At 41.1% G+C, this 18,875-nt stretch carries 17 protein-coding genes and 1 pseudogene; 11 read left to right on the top strand and 7 right to left on the bottom strand.

Translation table 11 applies throughout. From position 1 onward, the window contains the following. Window positions 1–23 precede the first annotated feature (23 nt). Window positions 24–1,376 (bottom strand): MFS transporter, encoded by a 1,353-nt coding sequence (locus F993_RS13940; protein ID WP_004653233.1) that lies wholly within the window; start codon window positions 1,374–1,376, stop codon window positions 24–26. A gap of 532 nt (window positions 1,377–1,908) precedes the next feature. Between F993_RS13940 and F993_RS13945 the strand changes: the two genes are divergently transcribed. The 5 genes from F993_RS13945 (at window position 1,909) to accC (ending at window position 6,537) form a co-directional block, all read left to right on the top strand. After that, complete coding sequence (locus F993_RS13945) at window positions 1,909–2,499, top strand: ANTAR domain-containing response regulator (protein ID WP_004653232.1); 591 nt, start codon at window positions 1,909–1,911, stop codon at window positions 2,497–2,499. After that, a complete protein-coding gene (locus tag F993_RS13950) occupies window positions 2,500–3,534 on the top strand; it encodes an ABC transporter substrate-binding protein (RefSeq protein WP_004653231.1) in 1,035 nt (344 codons plus the stop codon). 724 nt (window positions 3,535–4,258) lie between these two features. Continuing rightward, window positions 4,259–4,708 carry a type II 3-dehydroquinate dehydratase gene (gene aroQ, locus F993_RS13955; RefSeq protein ID WP_004653230.1) on the top strand — a complete coding sequence of 150 codons (450 nt, stop codon included), beginning with the start codon at window positions 4,259–4,261 and terminating at the stop codon, window positions 4,706–4,708. Window positions 4,709–4,735: 27 nt separating this feature from the next. Further along, a complete protein-coding gene (gene accB / locus F993_RS13960) occupies window positions 4,736–5,155 on the top strand; it encodes an acetyl-CoA carboxylase biotin carboxyl carrier protein (protein WP_004653229.1) in 420 nt (139 codons plus the stop codon). Between the two features lie 17 nt (window positions 5,156–5,172). Continuing rightward, window positions 5,173–6,537, top strand: coding sequence for an acetyl-CoA carboxylase biotin carboxylase subunit (gene accC / locus F993_RS13965; RefSeq protein WP_004653228.1), 1,365 nt, complete (start codon window positions 5,173–5,175; stop codon window positions 6,535–6,537). Between the two features lie 47 nt (window positions 6,538–6,584). On the opposite strand, the gene F993_RS13970 is transcribed toward accC, so the two are convergent. Beyond that, a complete protein-coding gene (locus tag F993_RS13970; protein WP_032812423.1) occupies window positions 6,585–7,064 on the bottom strand; it encodes a hypothetical protein in 480 nt (159 codons plus the stop codon). Window positions 7,065–7,266: 202 nt separating this feature from the next. Here F993_RS13970 and F993_RS13975 point away from each other — a divergent pair, with 202 nt between their 5' ends. Beyond that, window positions 7,267–8,757, top strand: a complete 1,491-nt coding sequence (locus F993_RS13975; RefSeq protein WP_004653226.1) for an amidase — start codon at window positions 7,267–7,269, stop codon at window positions 8,755–8,757. Between the two features lies 1 nt (window position 8,758). Here F993_RS13975 and F993_RS13980 read toward each other — a convergent pair whose 3' ends face one another. The 3 genes from F993_RS13980 to F993_RS13990 all read right to left on the bottom strand — a co-directional run bounded on the left by F993_RS13980 (window position 8,759) and on the right by F993_RS13990 (window position 12,305). After that, entirely contained in the window at window positions 8,759–9,928 is a 1,170-nt protein-coding gene (locus F993_RS13980) for an MFS transporter (protein ID WP_032812422.1), read from the bottom strand. A gap of 329 nt (window positions 9,929–10,257) precedes the next feature. Beyond that, window positions 10,258–10,728 (bottom strand): nucleotide triphosphate diphosphatase NUDT15, encoded by a 471-nt coding sequence (locus F993_RS13985; RefSeq protein ID WP_004653224.1) that lies wholly within the window; start codon window positions 10,726–10,728, stop codon window positions 10,258–10,260. A gap of 188 nt (window positions 10,729–10,916) precedes the next feature. After that, complete coding sequence (locus F993_RS13990; RefSeq protein WP_004653223.1) at window positions 10,917–12,305, bottom strand: amino acid permease; 1,389 nt, start codon at window positions 12,303–12,305, stop codon at window positions 10,917–10,919. Between the two features lie 356 nt (window positions 12,306–12,661). On the opposite strand from F993_RS13990, the gene fahA reads away from it, so the two are divergent. The 4 genes from fahA (at window position 12,662) to F993_RS14010 (ending at window position 16,216) form a co-directional block, all read left to right on the top strand. Next, window positions 12,662–13,966, top strand: coding sequence for a fumarylacetoacetase (gene fahA, locus F993_RS13995; protein WP_004653221.1), 1,305 nt, complete (start codon window positions 12,662–12,664; stop codon window positions 13,964–13,966). Further along, a complete protein-coding gene (gene maiA / locus F993_RS14000; protein ID WP_004653220.1) occupies window positions 13,953–14,585 on the top strand; it encodes a maleylacetoacetate isomerase in 633 nt (210 codons plus the stop codon). The genes fahA and maiA overlap by 14 nt, the downstream gene beginning before the upstream one ends. Before the next feature lie 19 nt (window positions 14,586–14,604). Beyond that, window positions 14,605–15,153 carry a VOC family protein gene (locus tag F993_RS14005; protein ID WP_004653219.1) on the top strand — a complete coding sequence of 183 codons (549 nt, stop codon included), beginning with the start codon at window positions 14,605–14,607 and terminating at the stop codon, window positions 15,151–15,153. Between the two features lie 283 nt (window positions 15,154–15,436). Continuing rightward, window positions 15,437–16,216 (top strand): IclR family transcriptional regulator, encoded by a 780-nt coding sequence (locus tag F993_RS14010; RefSeq protein ID WP_004653218.1) that lies wholly within the window; start codon window positions 15,437–15,439, stop codon window positions 16,214–16,216. A gap of 68 nt (window positions 16,217–16,284) precedes the next feature. On the opposite strand, the gene hppD is transcribed toward F993_RS14010, so the two are convergent. After that, window positions 16,285–17,340 (bottom strand): 4-hydroxyphenylpyruvate dioxygenase, encoded by a 1,056-nt coding sequence (hppD, locus tag F993_RS14015; RefSeq protein ID WP_004653216.1) that lies wholly within the window; start codon window positions 17,338–17,340, stop codon window positions 16,285–16,287. Window positions 17,341–17,809: 469 nt separating this feature from the next. Between hppD and F993_RS20605 the strand changes: the two genes are divergently transcribed. Further along, window positions 17,810–18,043: a hypothetical protein gene (locus F993_RS20605; RefSeq protein WP_004653215.1), complete on the top strand. Its 234-nt coding sequence runs from the start codon at window positions 17,810–17,812 to the stop codon at window positions 18,041–18,043. On the opposite strand, the pseudogene F993_RS20895 reads toward F993_RS20605, so the two are convergent. Beyond that, a pseudogene (locus F993_RS20895) lies at window positions 18,031–18,875 on the bottom strand (VENN motif pre-toxin domain-containing protein); the annotation flags it as partial. The gene F993_RS20605 and the pseudogene F993_RS20895 sit on opposite strands and share 13 nt — an antisense overlap.

Genomic DNA, 18,875 nt, shown 5'->3' with positions numbered 1-18,875 from the left:
TTCTCCTCAAATCGAATCTTTGATTAAGCTGCGCTGCTTTGTTCTGAACGACGTTCCAACATGGCTTGTTCAAACAGCTGTTGTTCTTTTTGTTTATGCTCGACCGAGAATCGGATCAGCATCACCGAGCTTGCAGCAATCACCACCAAGCCACCTAAAACCATTAAACAAGTTTGAAAATCGACCATTCCTTTTAGCAAGAATCCTGCTGCCACCGCACCGACATTGCCGCCTGCACCAATAATGCCAGCCACACCACCGAGTGCTTCACGATCAATAAATGGAACCAAGGCATAAGTCGCACCACATGCCATATGGGTAAACAGTGCGAAGATGGTCATACTAAGAATTGCGAGTACCGCGCTGTTCATATGCGCGAATAGCATCAGGAATAGACCTTCACCCAAGATCAACAGAAACAAGATTTTGGTGCGGCCATCTAGACCTTTCTTCAGCGCCACTTTGTCTGAAACAATACCGCCAAGTGCACGGGCAAATAGTGCCAACAAACCAAAAACCCCTGCTGCCAGTCCAGCTTCTTTTAAGCCAAAGTTGAAGTGCTCGACGTAATACATCGCAATGATGTTGTGCATGAAGATTTCAATGCCGAAACATGCCGCATAAGAGCAGAATAGAATCCAGACCCTATAGTTACGCGCTGCGTGCATTAGGATGGCCAAGCCACCTTTTTTATCGCTTCCAACTACAACACCTTGCGCGCGCAGTTCTTTAAAATCACCTTGTGGGCAGTCTTGGGTCAGCTTCCAATAAAGCACACCCACGATCAGCATCATCACACCCGGTACAAGCAATGCAATTCTCCACCCCATGGCTTGTTCTACACCGAACATCACTAAGGCAGACAACAGTAAAGGCATCAAAGCTTGTGTCGCACCGCCACCTGCATTACCCCAACCCGCTGAAGCTGCATTTGCTGTGCCCACAACATTGGGCGCAAACATAATGCTGGTATGGTATTGAGTGATCACAAAGCTGGCGCCAATTGCACCAATCAATAAGCGGAAAAATAGAAAGGATTCATAACTATTTGCTGCAGCGACACCAAATACAGGAATGCTGCCCAGCAGTAACAATGCAGTATAAGTTTTACGTGGGCCATACTTATCACACAGAGGACCAACGATTAATCGAACCACAATCGTGATTGCAACAGCAGCAATATTAATATTGGCGATCTGATCTTTGGTGAGATGGAACTCGCCTGCAATCACTGGCATTAACGGTGCACAAGCAAACCAAGCAAAGAAACAAACGAAGAAAGCAAGCCAACTCATGTGGAATGCCCGCATCGCTGGTGCGGAAAAGTTGAATAACTTAATTGATGTGGCTTTTTTCGCCGATAAATCTAAAGACATTGCCATCTCCCATACTGAACGTATCTTGTGTTGTTGACACATCACGCTGTATCAACAAACCGATCAGATCGGACATCGTTGGCCGTCTTACAATTTTGCAAGTCATCTTTGACTCAAGGAATAGACAGCAAATGCTGTGCCAAGTATGAGAGCCCTCCCCAAAAATACAGAATTAACTATTGTTTTATATAGATTTTATATATTTTAAATTTATAAAAAAATATAATCAATTTGGGTCTATATGATGCATTCTGTGCAATGACCTGTTTTAAAGCACAATCCGCACTGCTTCAAAACAACTCTTTTTACGCACTTAAAGAGTGCATGTTTTCTTCTCAGATACAGAAACCCATTTTCTCCATTTCTTCTCTTCCCTCATAACGGTACAATAAAGCGCATAAACAATACGCCCCATGGAGCGATTGCACCGAATAAGAAATCAAAATACTTTTACTGGCACTAATTTTGCTTCAAAAACAATACGCACAGCACTTTATACCTGTGCACAACCCCACCGTTTGACCTAAATATTATGCCGAAACTCAAGATCGCACTTATTGATGACGACCAGGCTCGGGCTGAATACATAAAAACCTGTTTGATTGAACATGACTTTGATGTAGTCGCTTGTTTTACTCTGGATCATCTCAATATTTTTAAACTCGAACATCTTCAAGCCGATGTGATTCTGCTTGATATGGATCATCCACATCGCGATGTGATTGAAAGTTGTGTTAGCAACTTTGATCTACCTACGGTCTTGTTTACCAAGAACACCGATAAAGACACCATCAAACAAGCCATTGATGCCGGGATTACTGCCTATATCGTCGATGGTATTGATCCGAGTCGCTTACACACCATTTTAGACATTTCAATTGAGCAATATAAAAAGCATAAAAAGCTGGAATGTGACCTCAAAGATGCTAAAACCAAGTTGGCAGACCGTAAGGATGTCGAAAAAGCCAAAGTATTGCTAATGCAACTGCATGGCTTAAGTGAGGATACTGCATTTCAATTACTTAGAAAAAATGCCATGAGCCACCGCATGACCATTGGAGAAATGGCACGGCGTTTACTGGATGCCCAACAACTTTTAAATAATCAACTAAAGGATGAATAGATGAGCCATTTAGTCGAATTAGCAAAAGTAGAAAAAACCGAATTACAACTGGGCTATATTCCCTTACTTGATTGTGTCGCATTACTCTGGGCCAAACAGCGTGGTTTTTTTGAAGAAGTTGGTTTAAATGTCAATTTAGTCAAGGAAGCATCTTGGGCCAGCTTACGTGATCGTTTAGCTTTTGGCTTACTCGATGCCGCTCATTGCCTGTCTGCCATGCTGCCAGCAGCAGCAGTCGGAACCGATCAAATTGGGATTCCCCTGCAAACCCCTATCGTATTGAGTGAAAATCGAGCCTTTATCAGCTTAAGCCAAAAGCTCTGTTATGCGCTAAATATTCAGAAACAAGACAACGCAGAGAGCTCCGCACAGAAACTGACGGATTATATCCGCCAAGATCAAAACGTCTCTTTGGCACATGTATTCCAACACTCGATTCATCACTATTGTCTCAGAGAATGGTTGGCCTTGGCTGATCCTAAACTGGCGCAATCCATTCAAATGAAAACCCTGCCACCTCCTTATATGGTCGAGGCGATCAGTAACCATTTAATAGATGGGTTTTGTGTCGGAGAACCTTGGAATACTCAAGCCGAGTTACAGGGCTTAAGCCACATCGTCTGTTCGAGCCAACAGATTATTCCCAATGTTGCAGACAAAGTCTTAGCTGTTACGCAGGAATGGGCGCAACAACATCCGCACTCTTTGATTGCCTTAACCAGTGCAATCATGAAAGCGCAGCAAGAGTTGCGGCAACTAGATGATTTCACCCCTGTATGGCAACTTATGATTGAATTTGATGTAATCCAATTCCATTGCTCAGCAGAAATACATGTCGAAAAATATTTTACCATCCAAAATATCATTCGGAATTTTGTGCAAGACAGTGCTGAACCGAAAGTAAAAGATTTTGAATGGCTATTTCAGCAAATGCATAAATGGAATAGTTTCGCATTAGATAAAACGTCTTATTCGGATCAGGCACAACGCTGTTTACTCACTCAGACCTATCAAGCAGCTTCGACCCAGTCATAGAAACAAAAATAAAAAAAGCTGTCTTGATGTACCAAGACAGCTTTGAAAGACCCATAAGAGATTGCCCCAATCAAAAGCAAGCTCTTAAGTAATGTTATCTTATTCAAAGCATGGATATCTTTTTCGGACATTTTTATGTCATTAACTGCCATCTCCAAAGTGAAATTTTATCATTTCTGCCAACTGGATAAGCGATATAAATGTTCAATTCATAATCATTGGAGTCAATAGGATTCAGTGCTGTACTTCTCTTGCTTTGTGCGTAGTAAATAGTATCTAAAAGTGGATCTGCAGTTTTTTTCAACTTTGTATGAAATATCTGCATAAAAAAGAATTAAAATATTTAAAAACAATATGTTAAAATCAAAAAATCACGCACTCCTTTCTCATTTAATTGTATATCAAAATGTCTTTTTGCTGGTATTTAAATTAGATCGTTAGATATAAATTTAAATCATTTGACTGCTGAGTTACACAATTGCCATGAACGAAATGGGGCAATTCAGTTTAAAATGTTTAAAAATTAAATTACGCTAAATTTTGTCATATTTTAACATTGCCAATTCCTTGCAAAGTTTTCATTATATGCACCATGCTTGGTATGCAAATTTCTTCATCGATTAAAACAAATTATAAAAAAATTGCAGAATTTTGTGCCATAATAAGCAAACTTTGCAGACATCTTGCAAAAAACTTTTGCAGATTTAGAATTGGAGCAGGCTGAATGAGCTCAACCATTTTGGTGATTCACGGACCGAATTTGAACTTGCTAGGAAAGCGCGAACCAGAGGTTTATGGTTATCTCACTTTAGATGATATTAACCAGCAACTCACTGCTCAAGCTCAACATGCATCACTTACTCTAGATTCTTTTCAAAGTAACTGGGAAGGTGCGATTGTCGATCGCATTCATCAAGCACAAACCGAAGGTGTGAAATTTATCATCATCAATCCTGCTGCCTTGACCCACACATCAGTTGCTTTACGTGACGCCCTACTTGGTGTTGCCATCCCATTTATTGAGGTTCATTTGTCAAATGTTCACGCCCGTGAATCATTCCGTCATCACTCATATTTATCAGATAAAGCCATTGGCGTAATTTGTGGCTTAGGTGCAAAGGGTTATTCCTTTGCTCTCGATTACGCTATCGAAAAAATTCAATCTTCTAACTAATTTTAAACACATTAGGAATGCTCACTCATGGATATCCGTAAAATCAAGAAACTCATCGATTTGATGATTGAATCTGACTTACAAGCGATTGAAGTTAAGGAAGGTGACCAATCCATCTCATTAACTCGTCCTACCCCTGTTTATGCAGCAGCGCCAGTTGCAGCAGCGCCAACAGCTTCTGCTCCAGCGCCAGCAGTAAAAACCCCTCGTGGTGCTGTTGAAACTTCTCCAATGGTTGGTGTGTTCTATGCAGCACCGAGTCCAGGCGAAGCGCCATTTGTAAATGTAGGTCAAACAGTTTCTGCGGGTGAAACATTGGGGATCATTGAAGCGATGAAAATCATGAACCCGATTGAAGCGACTAAGAGCGGTGTCATTGAAGAAATTTTAGTGAAAAATGGTGAAGTGATCCAATTCGGTCAACCACTTTTCCGCTACCGTGCATAATTAGTCTGGGGATTCCTATGTTGCAAAAAGTATTAATTGCAAACCGTGGTGAAATCGCTTTACGAATTACTCGGGCTTGTAAAACTCTTGGCATTAAAACAGTAGGTATCTATTCAGATGCCGATAAAGATTTAATGCACTTACGCTTCGTTGATGAAGCAGTATGTATCGGACCGGGTGCAAGTAGTGAAAGCTATTTAAATATTCCTGCAATTATTACTGCTGCGGAAATTACAGGTGCGGATGCCATTCATCCAGGTTATGGCTTTTTATCTGAAAATGCTGAATTCGCTGAAATTGTAGAAAGCTCAGGCTTTATCTTCATTGGGCCACGTCCTGAACATATTCGCCTGATGGGGAATAAAGTTTCTGCGATTATCGCGATGAAAAAGTCAGGCGTACCAACCGTACCAGGTTGTGACCATGCGGTAACCATTCACAATGCGCTTGCTGAAGCCAAAGAAATCGGCTTCCCATTGATCGTCAAAGCGGCTTCTGGTGGTGGTGGTCGTGGTATGCGTATCGTAGAGCGTGTCGATACCCTGCTTGAATCTGTTCAAGCGGCACAACGTGATGCGGAAATGTGGTTTGGTGATGATACAGTGTATATGGAACGTTTCTTACAGAAACCACGCCATGTCGAAGTACAGGTTCTCGGGGATGGTAATGGCCATGCGATTCACCTCTATGATCGCGACTGTTCTTTACAACGTCGCCACCAAAAAGTGTTGGAAGAAGCACCTGCTCCAAACTTACCAGAACAAGCACGTGCTGATATTTTAGAAGCGTGTGTGAATGCCTGTAAGTTAATGCAGTATCGTGGTGCGGGAACATTCGAGTTTTTATTTGAAGATGGTGAATTCTTCTTTATCGAGATGAATACCCGTGTTCAAGTAGAACACCCTGTCACTGAAATGGTGACTGGTGTAGATATTATTGAGCAGCAACTTCGTATTGCGGCCGGTTTAGGCTTAGAGCTTGAACAAGACCAAATCGAAGTAAAAGGTCATGCGATTGAATGCCGTATCAATGCTGAAGATCCAACTACCTTCTTGCCATCTCCTGGGAAAATTGAAAATTTCTATGCACCAGGTGGCGCGGGAATCCGTTTGGACTCGCACATTTATCAAGGCTATAGCATTCCACCTTACTATGATTCAATGATTGCAAAATTAATTGCCCATGGTAAAGATCGTGAAACCTCTTTGGCTCGCATGCGCCAAGCTTTAGATGAAATGATTCTAACTGGTATCAAGACCAATATTCCATTGCATAAAGATCTGATCTTGAAAGATAAAAACTTCTGTGAACAGGCAATGGATATTCATTATCTTGAAAAACATTTGCTAAAGCAGCTAGAACAACAAGCTGAAAAAGCCTAAATAAAAAAGCCTCTTCAATAAGAGGCTTTTTTTATAACTCAATCGATTTAGGGTAAAACACGGCGTAGCGTGGCAAAGCATTTATCACCTTTTTCACTGGCACAAAAATCAATGGTCGAATCATTGGCCCACTTCACGAAATATTGAGAAACCTCACCTGTTTGATCTTGCTTTTGACCTGAACAGTCCATTTCATTATTGTCATATTTGATTTGTAAAATCAGTGCAGGTAAACGCTCTTTATGATCTTCTGAAGGTTGATAATCATATAAGCCATAAGACCATTCTTGACCGCTTTTAACCACGACATCACTGGTACCACGGAAATTATAGTACTCGACACATTTTTTATTGTTCGGAATTTCCATTCCCCACAAGCCCATGATTTCTGGACGAGTAGTAACACGAATTGCGTTTGCTTTCGTGATCTGCTGTGGGGTTACTGTTGCTTTGTCATTTACGACCGTCTCTGCCATAGTCCATGTTGAGCAAGCCCATAATAATCCAATAATATAAATATTTTTCATAGATTTAATTAAGTCGTCATCTTAACGGTGCATAGGCTTAAATTAGCATATTTTTTGATAAAAACATGCATTCATAACCATATAAACACAATATTTTTACCATATCATTGAATTGCATGTTTTGGCTTTTTTTAGGTATGCTATTTTCCAATTTGTGCTTAATTATTTACTTTATAAAGATTTAGCTTTAGGGATAAAAGCCATGAAATTTTCTGAATACGTACAATACGACGGTCTCGGACTAGCTCAACTGGTCAAAAACAAAGAAGTTCACCCGTCAGAGCTGCTTGAAATTGCATTGCAAAGAAGCAATCAAGTCAATCCGAAACTGAATGCCATCATTATCCCAATGTACGAACAAGCCAAACAACGTGCGCAACAAAACCTTACTGGTGCATTTGCAGGCGTACCTTTTCTCGTCAAAGACCTATTCCAAGAATACCAAGGTGTGCCCACCTCTTATGGCAGTCAAGCATTAAAAAAAATCAGTTACACGCCAGACTTTAATGCAGAAATTGTCAATCGCTGGGAACAAACTGGTATTGTCACTTTTGGACGAACCAACACGCCTGAATTTGGTATTAAAGGGATTACTGAGCCTGATGCTTGGGGAGCATGCCATAATCCTTGGAATTTAAAACATAACAGCGGTGGATCTTCAGGCGGTTCTGCTTCGGCTGTTGCAGGCGGCTTAGTCCCTATTGCGGGTGCGGGTGATGGCGGTGGATCAATTCGTATCCCTGCTTCATATTGTGGTTTATTTGGACTCAAACCCAGTCGTGGACGTACGCCTTGGGGACCAAAATTTAGTGAAGCCATGCATGGCGCGGCTATGCAACATATACTCAGCAAAACCGTGCGAGATAGTGCAGCCATGCTGGATGCAGTACAAGGTCCAGAACAAACCTCATTATTTCGAATTGAAGCCCCTGAACAAAAATATTTAGATGTAATTCAGCAAGCACCAAAGAAGCTCCGCATTGCGTTCAGTACCCAATCACCAATTGGCACCAAGCTTTCTAAAGACGCAATCCAAGCCGTGCAACAAACTGCGAAGCTATTAGAGTCATTGGGTCATATTGTGGTTGAAGATCGCCCACAAATTGACGGTTTGGAACTAGCAAAAGATTTCGTTACCACATGGTTCTGCCAGTTCTCTTATATGCAAGCGCAAATCAAGCAAATGGCAGGTGCTACCGATCGCGATTTTGAACTAGACTCGATTGCTTTGGCCGCTTTTGGAGCAAAGACCACAGCGACAGAATATATTCATACCCTCAATAATTGGGGACTATACAGCACCCAGATGAATATTTTCTTTGAAAAATATGACTTCTACCTCACCCCAACCACCGCTTCAGTCGCCCCAAAAAATGGTGAAGTTGCCACCCCAACTTGGCAGAAACCTATTTTAAAAGGCTTGTTAAAAATGGGTAAAGCACATTATCTGGCTCAAGGCAAACTGGTTGAGAAAATGGTGCAGGACAATTTAAGTTGGGTACCTTTTACCCAGCTCGCCAATGTAACAGGCCTACCTGCCATGTCAGTCCCTTTGTTCTGGAATAAACACGGTATGCCACTGGGTAGCCAGTTTATTGCACCTTTTGGACGTGAAGACCGCTTGTTGCAACTTGCTGCTCAATTAGAACAAGCACAACCGTGGCTGCCACAATATAAGAATATCCAAATCTAGTCTAAGTTTTGGCTGCTGTTTCCACTTGATTTGGCAGCCATAGCACCAGCAATAAACCAAACAAAACCACCACACTGGCACAGTAGAAAATGGTCGCACCTGAAAATATTTGCCAGTAATGCCCTGCCAATAAACTTCCAGATGCCACCCCTAAGCCCCACATGGTGCTATACAACGCCTGTCCTCGGCCTTGTTGCTCTGGTGTAAAGTTCTGGAAAATCACTTTCATGGCAATCAGATGGAATAGACCAAAACTAAAGGCATGTAAACATTGCGCTAACAGCTGCCCAATATAGTTGCTTCCCAAGATGCCAACCAAGAACCAACGTAAACTGGTTAAAACAAGGCAAATCACCACCAATGTTCGCCAAGAAAAGCGGGTAAAGAACAGCTTTTGTGCCACAGCAAACATGACGATTTCAGCAATCACCCCCATCGCCCATAAACTGCCGATTTGTGTGGTGCTAAAGCCAATTTCTTTTAAATAGTTACTATAAAAGCTATAAAATGGCGCCAATGAAAACAGCAAAATAAATTCGATACTAAAAAATACCGCGACGATGGGCCGTTTTAAAATCGGTAGTAGCGGTTCAAGCGTTTTCTGAGAGCTCGGTGCATGCTCAGGTTCTTTGATACTAAATGACCAGAGAAAAGCCAGAAATGAAACAGAGAGAAGTAAGATTGGCAACATTGAAATCGGAATGACTTCCAGCAAAGCCCCTATGACAAATACACCCACAATAAAACCAACAGATCCCCATTTACGTACTTTGCCATAGAGTTCCGCACGTTTTTCGCCTAACCAGAATAAAGTCACTCCTTCAAACTGCGCCAAGATGGCATTTTGGAAGAAACTGAAAATCAACATCAGTAAAGCCACTGATTGGAAACTATTCGGGATTACGAAGATAGCAAACCAGATACAGGCTTCCATCCATGTCGCAATACGCACCAAAAGCATTCGCTTTCCTGATTTATCAGCAATCCAGCCCCAAATTAATGGTGCAAAAAAACGGGTAATAATCGCAATTGAAGAAAGAATACCGATCTCTTGATAATTGAAACCCTGATCTTGTAGATACAGGTTCCAATACGGCATAAATGTTCCGACTATGGCATAGTAGAAAAAGTAGAAGCCTGCGAGTCTGGTATTGATGGTCAGTGATGGCATTGATTCATTTTATTCGTTGGGTAAGCCTGAAATAATGGCTTATATCTTTCTATTTGAAGCTTTAACTCGCATCCAAATATACACGCTTTCATCATTCATACTAGCTTGTATCAAAACATCATACCTCTAAACCACCTCGAATAATTCATTTGATGAATATAAATCCGAATATAGAATCTAAGTTCATTTCTATATGAATAAAATCCAATCATCACTATTTATTTTCGCGTCTCATAAAACCGCTTTTTGCGATGGCCCTAGCTCCAAGGTTTAAATTAAAAAACCTTTTAAATCACATATTCACCAGAGTAAATCATGGTTTACAGTGATCAAGCCATTATCGGATAAGAAACCCATGACTCATGTAGCTTTTCTTCTTTCCAAACATTTAACATTGCTTCCGATGCAGGAAATAAATTAGAGGGTAAGTCTGATAAGCTAAACCAAGCCCATTTATCAAAAACATCGGGTTCGGTGACCACAATTTGTGCTTTCATCTTATTATTGTGTAACTGACACGACAGCCCCACCGTAGTATTTACAACGCGCGAAGACTGATCAATAAGTAGCGTAAATGGTTTAATATTCTGTTCTTCTAACTTTAAGCCTGTTTCTTCAAATACTTCTCTTAGCGCTGATTGTTCATACCTTTCACCAGCTTCAATTTTTCCACCTGGAAAACACCAAGAAGGTTCTTCACCAACTTTAATGCGCAGGCCTAATAAGACTTGATCTGCATCATCTAATATCATCACACCAACACCAACTATGGGTGCTAAATTTAAAGTCTGAATCATCATATAATACCTTTGCAATACTTTTTATCTGAACTAAGTTATTTGAGATCTTAATTATGGCGACTTACGATGGCAGTAATAATACCAACTGAAGAGAACACCTCAATATAATTTCTCATTCAATATAATTTTCCCAACATAAAAACAAAAAGGGCTGAAAATTCAGCCCTTTTTAACGATCAATTTACAACTTACGCATCCGTATTCAACGCCACACTCGGCTGAGCATTTCTCAACTTACGTTGCTTTACATAATACGCTAGCATCAAACACAGAATCCATGCAGGAATCATCATGACGGCGATACGCATATCCGCAGTCAATGACATCACCACGAGAATACCCAACATAAAGATCATGCAAAGATAATTACTGAATGGATAAGCAATACTTGGAAACTTGGTAGTGACACCCTGTGCTTGCATGGCTTTACGGAACTTTAAATGCGTCCATGAAATCACCACCCAGTTAATCACAATCGCAGCAACCACCAGCATCATCAACAAACCAAATGCCTTTTCAGGAAATGCATAGTTCAACAATACACACAGTACCGTGACGAATGCAGATACATAAACAGCATTGGTTGGAATACCACGTTTGTTGATTTTCTGAAGAAACTTAGGTGCATTACCTTGTTGGGCCAAGCCCAATAACATACGGCTACTGCAATAGCTGGTTCCGTTATAAACAGATACAGCCGCAGTCAAGATCACAAAGTTCAACATGGTTGCAACGCCTTGGCTATCTAATGATGCAAAGACCATTACGAATGGACTACCACCTTGTGCCATTTGATTCCAAGGGAACAGCGCGAATAAAATGAAAAGTGTTGCAATATAGAAAATCAAAATACGGTAGATAATTTGATTCACTGCTTTCGGCAAGGTTTTATCAGGATCACGTGCTTCTGCCGCAGTAATACCAAATAACTCAATGCCACCAAAAGCAAAGATGATCACAGCCATTGCCATGACCAAACCTTCTACACCAAATGGAAAGAATCCACCCAATGCCCAAAGATTACTGATACCCGCTTGTGGCCCTGCTGTTCCTGTTGCAAGTAAATACGAACCAAAACCAATCATGGCCAAGATTGCTAAAATTTTGATGATGGAGAACCAAAACTCCATTTCACCAAAAAATTTGACATGCAAAAGGTTGATACCGTTAATTAAGATAAAAAAGGCCAATGCCGAAACCCATGTCGGGATTTCAGGCCACCAATATTGAATATATAAGCCAATCGCACTCAACTCTGCCATACAGACCAGCACATTGAGTACCCAGTAGTTCCAGCCAGACATAAAGCCTGCGAAAGAACCCCAGTATTTGTACGCAAAATGGCTGAATGAACCACTGACTGGCTCTTGTACCACCATTTCACCTAGCTGTCGCATCATTAAAAATGCAATAAGCCCTGCAATCGCATAACCCAGAATGACCGATGGGCCAGCCAGCTTAATCGATTGTGAGATACCTAGAAACAAACCTGTGCCAATCGCACCACCTAGCGCAATAAGCTGGATATGCCGATTGCTTAAACCTGGGTTCAGGTTTCCTTGCTCCTGTTTTGACATATGATTATTCTCATCCGTGTCGCGTAATTTTTCTGTCTAAAATTACGTATATCATAAGTTAATCACAAATGCCTATATCTAATCCGAAAAATAATTAATTCATTTTTCGAATAACCGCGCATATAAACAGAAAATTCAATAAATAACAAATATTATGAATAATGTAATTAAATTATGTATTGCGTAATTAATTATTTTCAGTATGATAGAAATGAAGACGCAGGGATTTTTGCTCTAAGTAAACTAGAATTGGTAGATAAATACTTAAATATCAATCTATCTTTCAACCACTTAATCAAAACACTCCCTAAAAAACCAGATTAGACCAACAGAATTAAAGACAAGGAAAGCGAATCATGGCACATCATTTAACTTCTTTTCTTGAGATTGATGCCCAATCAGATTTCACAATACATAATTTGCCATACGGTATTTTTAGCGAGACCGCACAAGCTGACAAACGCGTTGGCGTTGCAATTGGTGAATGGGTGCTTGACCTCGCGGCATTAGAGCAAAAAGGCTTATTACAGCTCACAACAGCAAACTGCTTTAATCAGCCGACACTGAATAAATTCATCGAAACAGGCAAACAGAATTGGCATACGGTTCGCAGCACTGTGCAAAGCTTATTGTCTGCGGAAAATCCGACCTTACGTGATGATGCCGATTTACGTCAGCAAGTGTTGTTTAAACAAGAAGATGTGGTCTTACATTTACCGATTCATGTTCCTGGCTATACCGACTTCTATTCATCGAAAGAACATGCCACCAATGTTGGTACCATGTTTAGAGACCCTAAAAATGCGCTATTGCCGAACTGGAGCGAATTGCCTGTCGGCTATAACGGTCGTGCCAGTTCTGTGATTGTCAGCGGTAAAGACATTGTGCGCCCTTCAGGCCAAATCAAATTACCTAATGAAGAACGCCCTGTATTCTCGGCAACCCGTAAACTCGACTTTGAATTAGAAACCGCTTTTGTCGTGGGTAAAGCAACTGAATTGGGTGAGCCGATTGCCATTGAAAATGCATGGGAACATATCTTTGGCATGGTGTTGCTGAATGATTGGTCAGCACGTGATATCCAACAATGGGAATATGTCCCTTTAGGCCCTTTCAATGCCAAAACTTTTGCCAGTGCCATTTCACCGTGGGTGGTGACCATGGAAGCGCTTGAGCCATTTAAAGTCAAAGGTCCAGAGCAACAGCCAAAACCATTGGGCTATCTACAAGAAAACACTGCAAACAGCTATGACATTCACCTTAGTGTTGAAGTGCAAACACCTCAATCAGAACAAGCCGATGTGATTTGCCAAACCAACTTTAAATATATGTATTGGTCAATGTCACAGCAACTGACTCACCACACCATTGCAGGCTGTAATGTACAAGTCGGCGATTTAATGGGTTCAGGCACAATTTCAGGCCCAACTGAAGATTCTTATGGCAGCTTACTGGAACTGACTTGGAATACCACCAAACCGCTCAACCTTTCCAACGGCGAAAAGCGTGGCTTCTTGGAAGATGGTGACCGTGTCGTGATGAAAGGCTACTGTGAAAAAGATGGAATTCGCGTGGGCTTTGGTGAAGTTGCCAATACCATTTTACCAGCACGTCACTTTCGTTTTAATGAACAAAAGGACGAACGCTATGAAACTGTATAGTTACTTTCGTAGCTCCGCGGCTTATCGGGTACGTATTGCACTTAACCTGAAAGCATTGCCCTATGAAACTGAAGCAGTGCATCTCGTTAAAAATGAGCAGCAACTAGCAAGTTATCGTGCCCTCAATCCGAGTCAGTTGGTGCCAACGTTGCTTGACCAAGATCAGACCTTTACTCAGTCGCTTAGTATTTTGGAATATCTGGAAGAACGTTATCCAGCCAAAGCGCTATTACCCAAAGATCTGGTTGAACGTGCCAAAGTCCGTGCCTTCGCACAAAGCATTGCCTGTGACATTCATCCAATCAATAACCTGAGAGTGTTGAAGTACCTGCAAAACGATCTTGCGATCAGCAACGAACAAAAAACGTTGTGGTACCGACATTGGATTTTAGAAGGCTTTCACAGCTTAGAAATGCAATTACAGCATTCCAATGGGCAGTTCTGTTTTGGCTCACAGCCAACTTTTGCCGACTGCTGTTTGATTCCTCAAGTCTACAACGCCAAGCGCTTTAAAATTGATTTAAGTGCTTTTCCCAAGATTGAGTCGATCTACCAACATTGCTTAACCCTTCCCGCATTCTTAAATGCGACCCCAGAACAACAACCAGATTGGGAATAGAGATAAAAGGAGTTTTATCATGAGCTTTGCAATTAAAAAAATTCACCATGTAGCTTATCGCTGTAAAGATGCGAAAGAAACCGTCGAATGGTACAAAAAAATGCTGCATATGGATTTCATTCTAGCCTTTGCAGAAGACCATGTGCCATCCACCAAAGCCTTTGATCCGTACATGCATTTGTTTTTAGATGCGGGCCAAGGCAATGTATTGGCATTTTTTGAACTGCCGACGCAACCAGATATGGGCCGTGATGAAAACACACCACAATGGGTACAACATATTGCCTTTGAAGTAGAAGATTTAGATGCGCTGATGGCAGCAAAAGCACATCTTGAAGCCAATGACGTGAAGGTATTAGGTGTGACCAACCATGGTATCTTCCATTCGATTTACTTCTTCGATCCAAATGGTCATCGTCTGGAACTGACCTATAATGATGTCCATGCCGATGCCAAGATTGCACGAATTACCGAAGAAATGAAATTAGAAATGCTGGATGAGTGGAGTCGCACCAAACGTGCACCGCATCATACTCATTTCTTACACGAAGATGAACTTGGTGCATAAATCCAGTTCCATGAAATTGGCATTAGCGTTGTAAAATGCTAATGCCTTTTTTTATGGTCTAAATTTAAAGCATTTTGTATGTTTTTAAGGCATAGTAGGCTCAGCAAAATAGCGTGCAATCTCTCTAAAAACAATTGTATGCTTATGCAATTCACCGATTTGATTCATTTAAAAAGATGATTTCTATTTTGCCAACTGCTCAGGCATTATGTGCTGGATGTAAATTGTCCATGATTGACAGCAACAAACACGGCGTGAAAGCACGCAGCTTAAGGGTTATTGAATGATTGAAGAAAAGTTATCTGGTGGGGTTCAATCACTTGAGGTCGGCTTAGCTGTACTGAATGCCCTTTTAGAACATAACAAGCCCATTATATTAAAAGATCTATCCAGCAAACTGGATATGCACCCTGCCAAGGTACACCGTTATCTGGTCAGTCTGATTCGCATGAATTACGCCAAGCAGCTTACCGATGGTCAGTATGCCTTAGGTGATCAAGCATGGCGTTTAGGCTTGAACTGTATCCAGCATACCGATGTATTACAGCTGGTTCAGCACCTGATTTATGAATTACAAAACAAGATTGGCTGTGGTATTCAAATCAGTAAATGGTCACCTAAAGGACCTTTAGTGGTTCAATCAATTGAATCCAATCACCCGATTTCGATTGTGACCAAGGTTGGTTCAATCATGCCATTGGTCAATTCCGCAGCGGGTCGTGTGTTTGCCTCTTATATGCCTGAAGCCGTGATTAAGCCACTCATGCAAGCGGAATGGGAAAAAGCGGCTCATAACCATTACCCGATTAAACCGACCGATTGGGATGAGTTCTTAGTATTAAAAGAAAATGTTCTGCAACATGGTATGTCGATTGCTCAAGGTGATCTTTTGGTCGGGATTAATGCAGTGGGTCTACCGATCTTTAATGCGCATCATTCAATGGAGTTTTGTATTGTCGCGTTGGACAGTGAAATGTTTTTCTCAGTTCATGAGGGCAGCGAGAACTTAGAACTGTTTAAACGTGAAGTTGCAGCAATCAATCAATATATTCAAACCCGTTAATAATTCATCCATATAAAAAAGCCAAGAAGCAAACTTCTTGGCTTTTTTGTTTCAAGCGTTGAGCTGAATTATTTTGCTTCTAGTACACCACGGCGGATCTGGTCACGTTCGATGGATTCAAACAATGCCTTGAAGTTGCCTTCACCAAAACCATCATCATCTTTACGTTGGATAAATTCAAAGAACACAGGTCCAAGCATGTTCTGCGAGAAAATCTGCAACAACAGTTTTTTCTGACCATCTTTGGTATTGCCATCTAACAAGATACCGCGTTTTTGCAGTTCTTCCGTTGGCTCACCATGATTAGGTAAACGCTCTTTCAACATTTCATAGTAGGTTTCAGGTGGTGCGGTCATAAACTGCATGCCGATCCCCTTTAACTTGTCCCATGTAGAAATCAAGTCATCGGTAATAAACGCGATATGCTGAATGCCTTCACCATTGAAATCTGCCAAGAACTCTGCAATTTGACCGTTACCCTTGTCTGAATCTTCATTCAATGGAATACGAATCATCCCATCTGGTGCAGTCAAGGCTTTAGAGGTTAAACCTGTATATTCGCCTTTGATGTCAAAGTAGCGGATTTCTTGGAAGTTAAAGATTTTTTCGTAGAAGTTGGCCCAATACTCCATACGTCCTTTATAGACGTTATGGGTTAAATGGTCGATTTCGTTCAGGCCTGCACCTTTGGGATTTCTGTCCGCATCATCAAAGAAAACAAAGTCATTTTCATAGATATCACGATCCACAAGGAAAATTGGCATGCCACCAATTCCTTTAATCGCAGGGATATTGAGTTCCATTGGCCCAGCTTGTGAATAGATTGGCTCTGCACCAAGCTCCACGGCTTTGCTAAATGCTTTGGCTGCATCACGAGTTCTGAAACCCATTGCACAGGCTGAAGGACCATGTTCTTTAAAGAAGAATGAAGCATAAGATTCAGGCTGGTAGTTCAAGATAATGTTGATATTACCCTGACGCCATAAATAAACTTTTTTAGACTTATGCTTTGCGACTTTAGAAAAACCGATGGTCTCAAAGATCTGATCTAATCCGTTTTCCGTCGAAACAAATTCAATAAAAGCAAAACCACATAGTTCTAATGGGTTATCTAAAATGTCCATCTAGTTTCCCTTATTTAGATAAATTCATCCGTTTAATGCTCTGTATAGGTCTTATTCTTCAATTGCTTAATCGCTATCTAAAAGCATCAACCTATACATGCGTTATCAGAAAAGGCGACAGGTGTTTTTATAAGTATGTAAAAGCATCCGTGTTAAAGCCCTTTCCGTCCATAAGTCAGCCAAATGAAGAAATCATGATTCTTGATCTTGGCTCTCAGCTATAAATTCATGCTACAAGAAAGTCCAAATTTATGCAATACATAATTCAATTATGTTATATGTAATTTTATTACTATTTGGCTCTGCCAATTAAAGGTCGCTATTAAAGAATAATTGGCGATATCTCTAAATCAGACTATGGTCTCAAGCTGATAGGAATAAATGTATTGTGAGTAGACTGCCTGTCTTATTTCCTTAACAAAGTTCGATTAGCTTAAGCCTATGAGCTACGCAGGCGAATGAGATAGACATGACGCAAACTTCGATTTTAGAACAGTTAACTCAACTCATTGAAAGCTATAGTCATGAGCATAGTGGTAGACCGCAAAAAATTTTGATTGGTTATAAAGCCTATTATGACTTGATGGGAAATTCGAGTTTTGCCACCGAAGTCACTGACTCCGCTTTAAACCCGAATAAAAGAAAGTATAAAAAGATTAAAATCAAAGTCACCAAAGATGACTATCAGCTTGAGCTAGAGTAATTTTTCTGGCTTGACGTCAAATCTTTAGCTTTCTTACCATACAAATACTCAGCAAGTAACGGCGCCGCCGCCTCAGCACCACCTGCTGCAATACCCGCACTCAAGGCATTATTACTACCTGTCGCGGCAACCGCTGCACCTAAAATCGTATGGGCCAAGATATGCGCTGCGCTACCTTCGGCATCTTTACCTTTAAAGTACTGACCAATCTCATAACTGATTTTTGGACTGAGCGTTGATACTGCAATTCCAGCACCACTTGCTGTTGGTGCAGACAAACCTGCCGACACCATGTCTAATAACACACCCGCTTTTTGCCACTGGCTGGCATCTTTCCCTGCTGCTTTTAACTCATCAATCTGCTTATTGATTTCAGCCTTGGCTTCTTGGCGATTGGCATCAAACTTCTTGGTCACATCCATCTGTAGATTAATTTCTTTCTGAACCTTGTCCTTATCAAACACATTGTTCAGCGCACCACTGTTTTCACGCGCTGTATCCGTCGTAACATCAGTTAAAATTTCAGATTTAAGCTGCTCCGCAGTTTTTCCTGTCAGTTGTTGCTGACCTGCTTCATTGGTGATGTGATATTTTTCGTATTCACTCCACTCTTGGTCACACTACTGTCTTTATCACTGTCCAGACCAAACCCTATCGACTTGCTTACACCCACTTGGCTGGAAGCATGCCCATCAATCTTATTCGGCTTCGACAGTACCGTATCCGGTTGCTTTTGTCCCTGAGCATCATTTTTCCCAGCATTAAAACCAGCACCAATTGAAATGCCTTTGGCATCATACTCACTGACATTACGCAGCTCAGAATGCGTCAA

Origin of the sequence: Acinetobacter proteolyticus (genome assembly GCF_000367945.1) — a bacterium.
GTDB lineage: Bacteria > Pseudomonadota > Gammaproteobacteria > Pseudomonadales > Moraxellaceae > Acinetobacter > Acinetobacter proteolyticus.
This window is presented reverse-complemented; position numbering and strand designations above follow the sequence as displayed.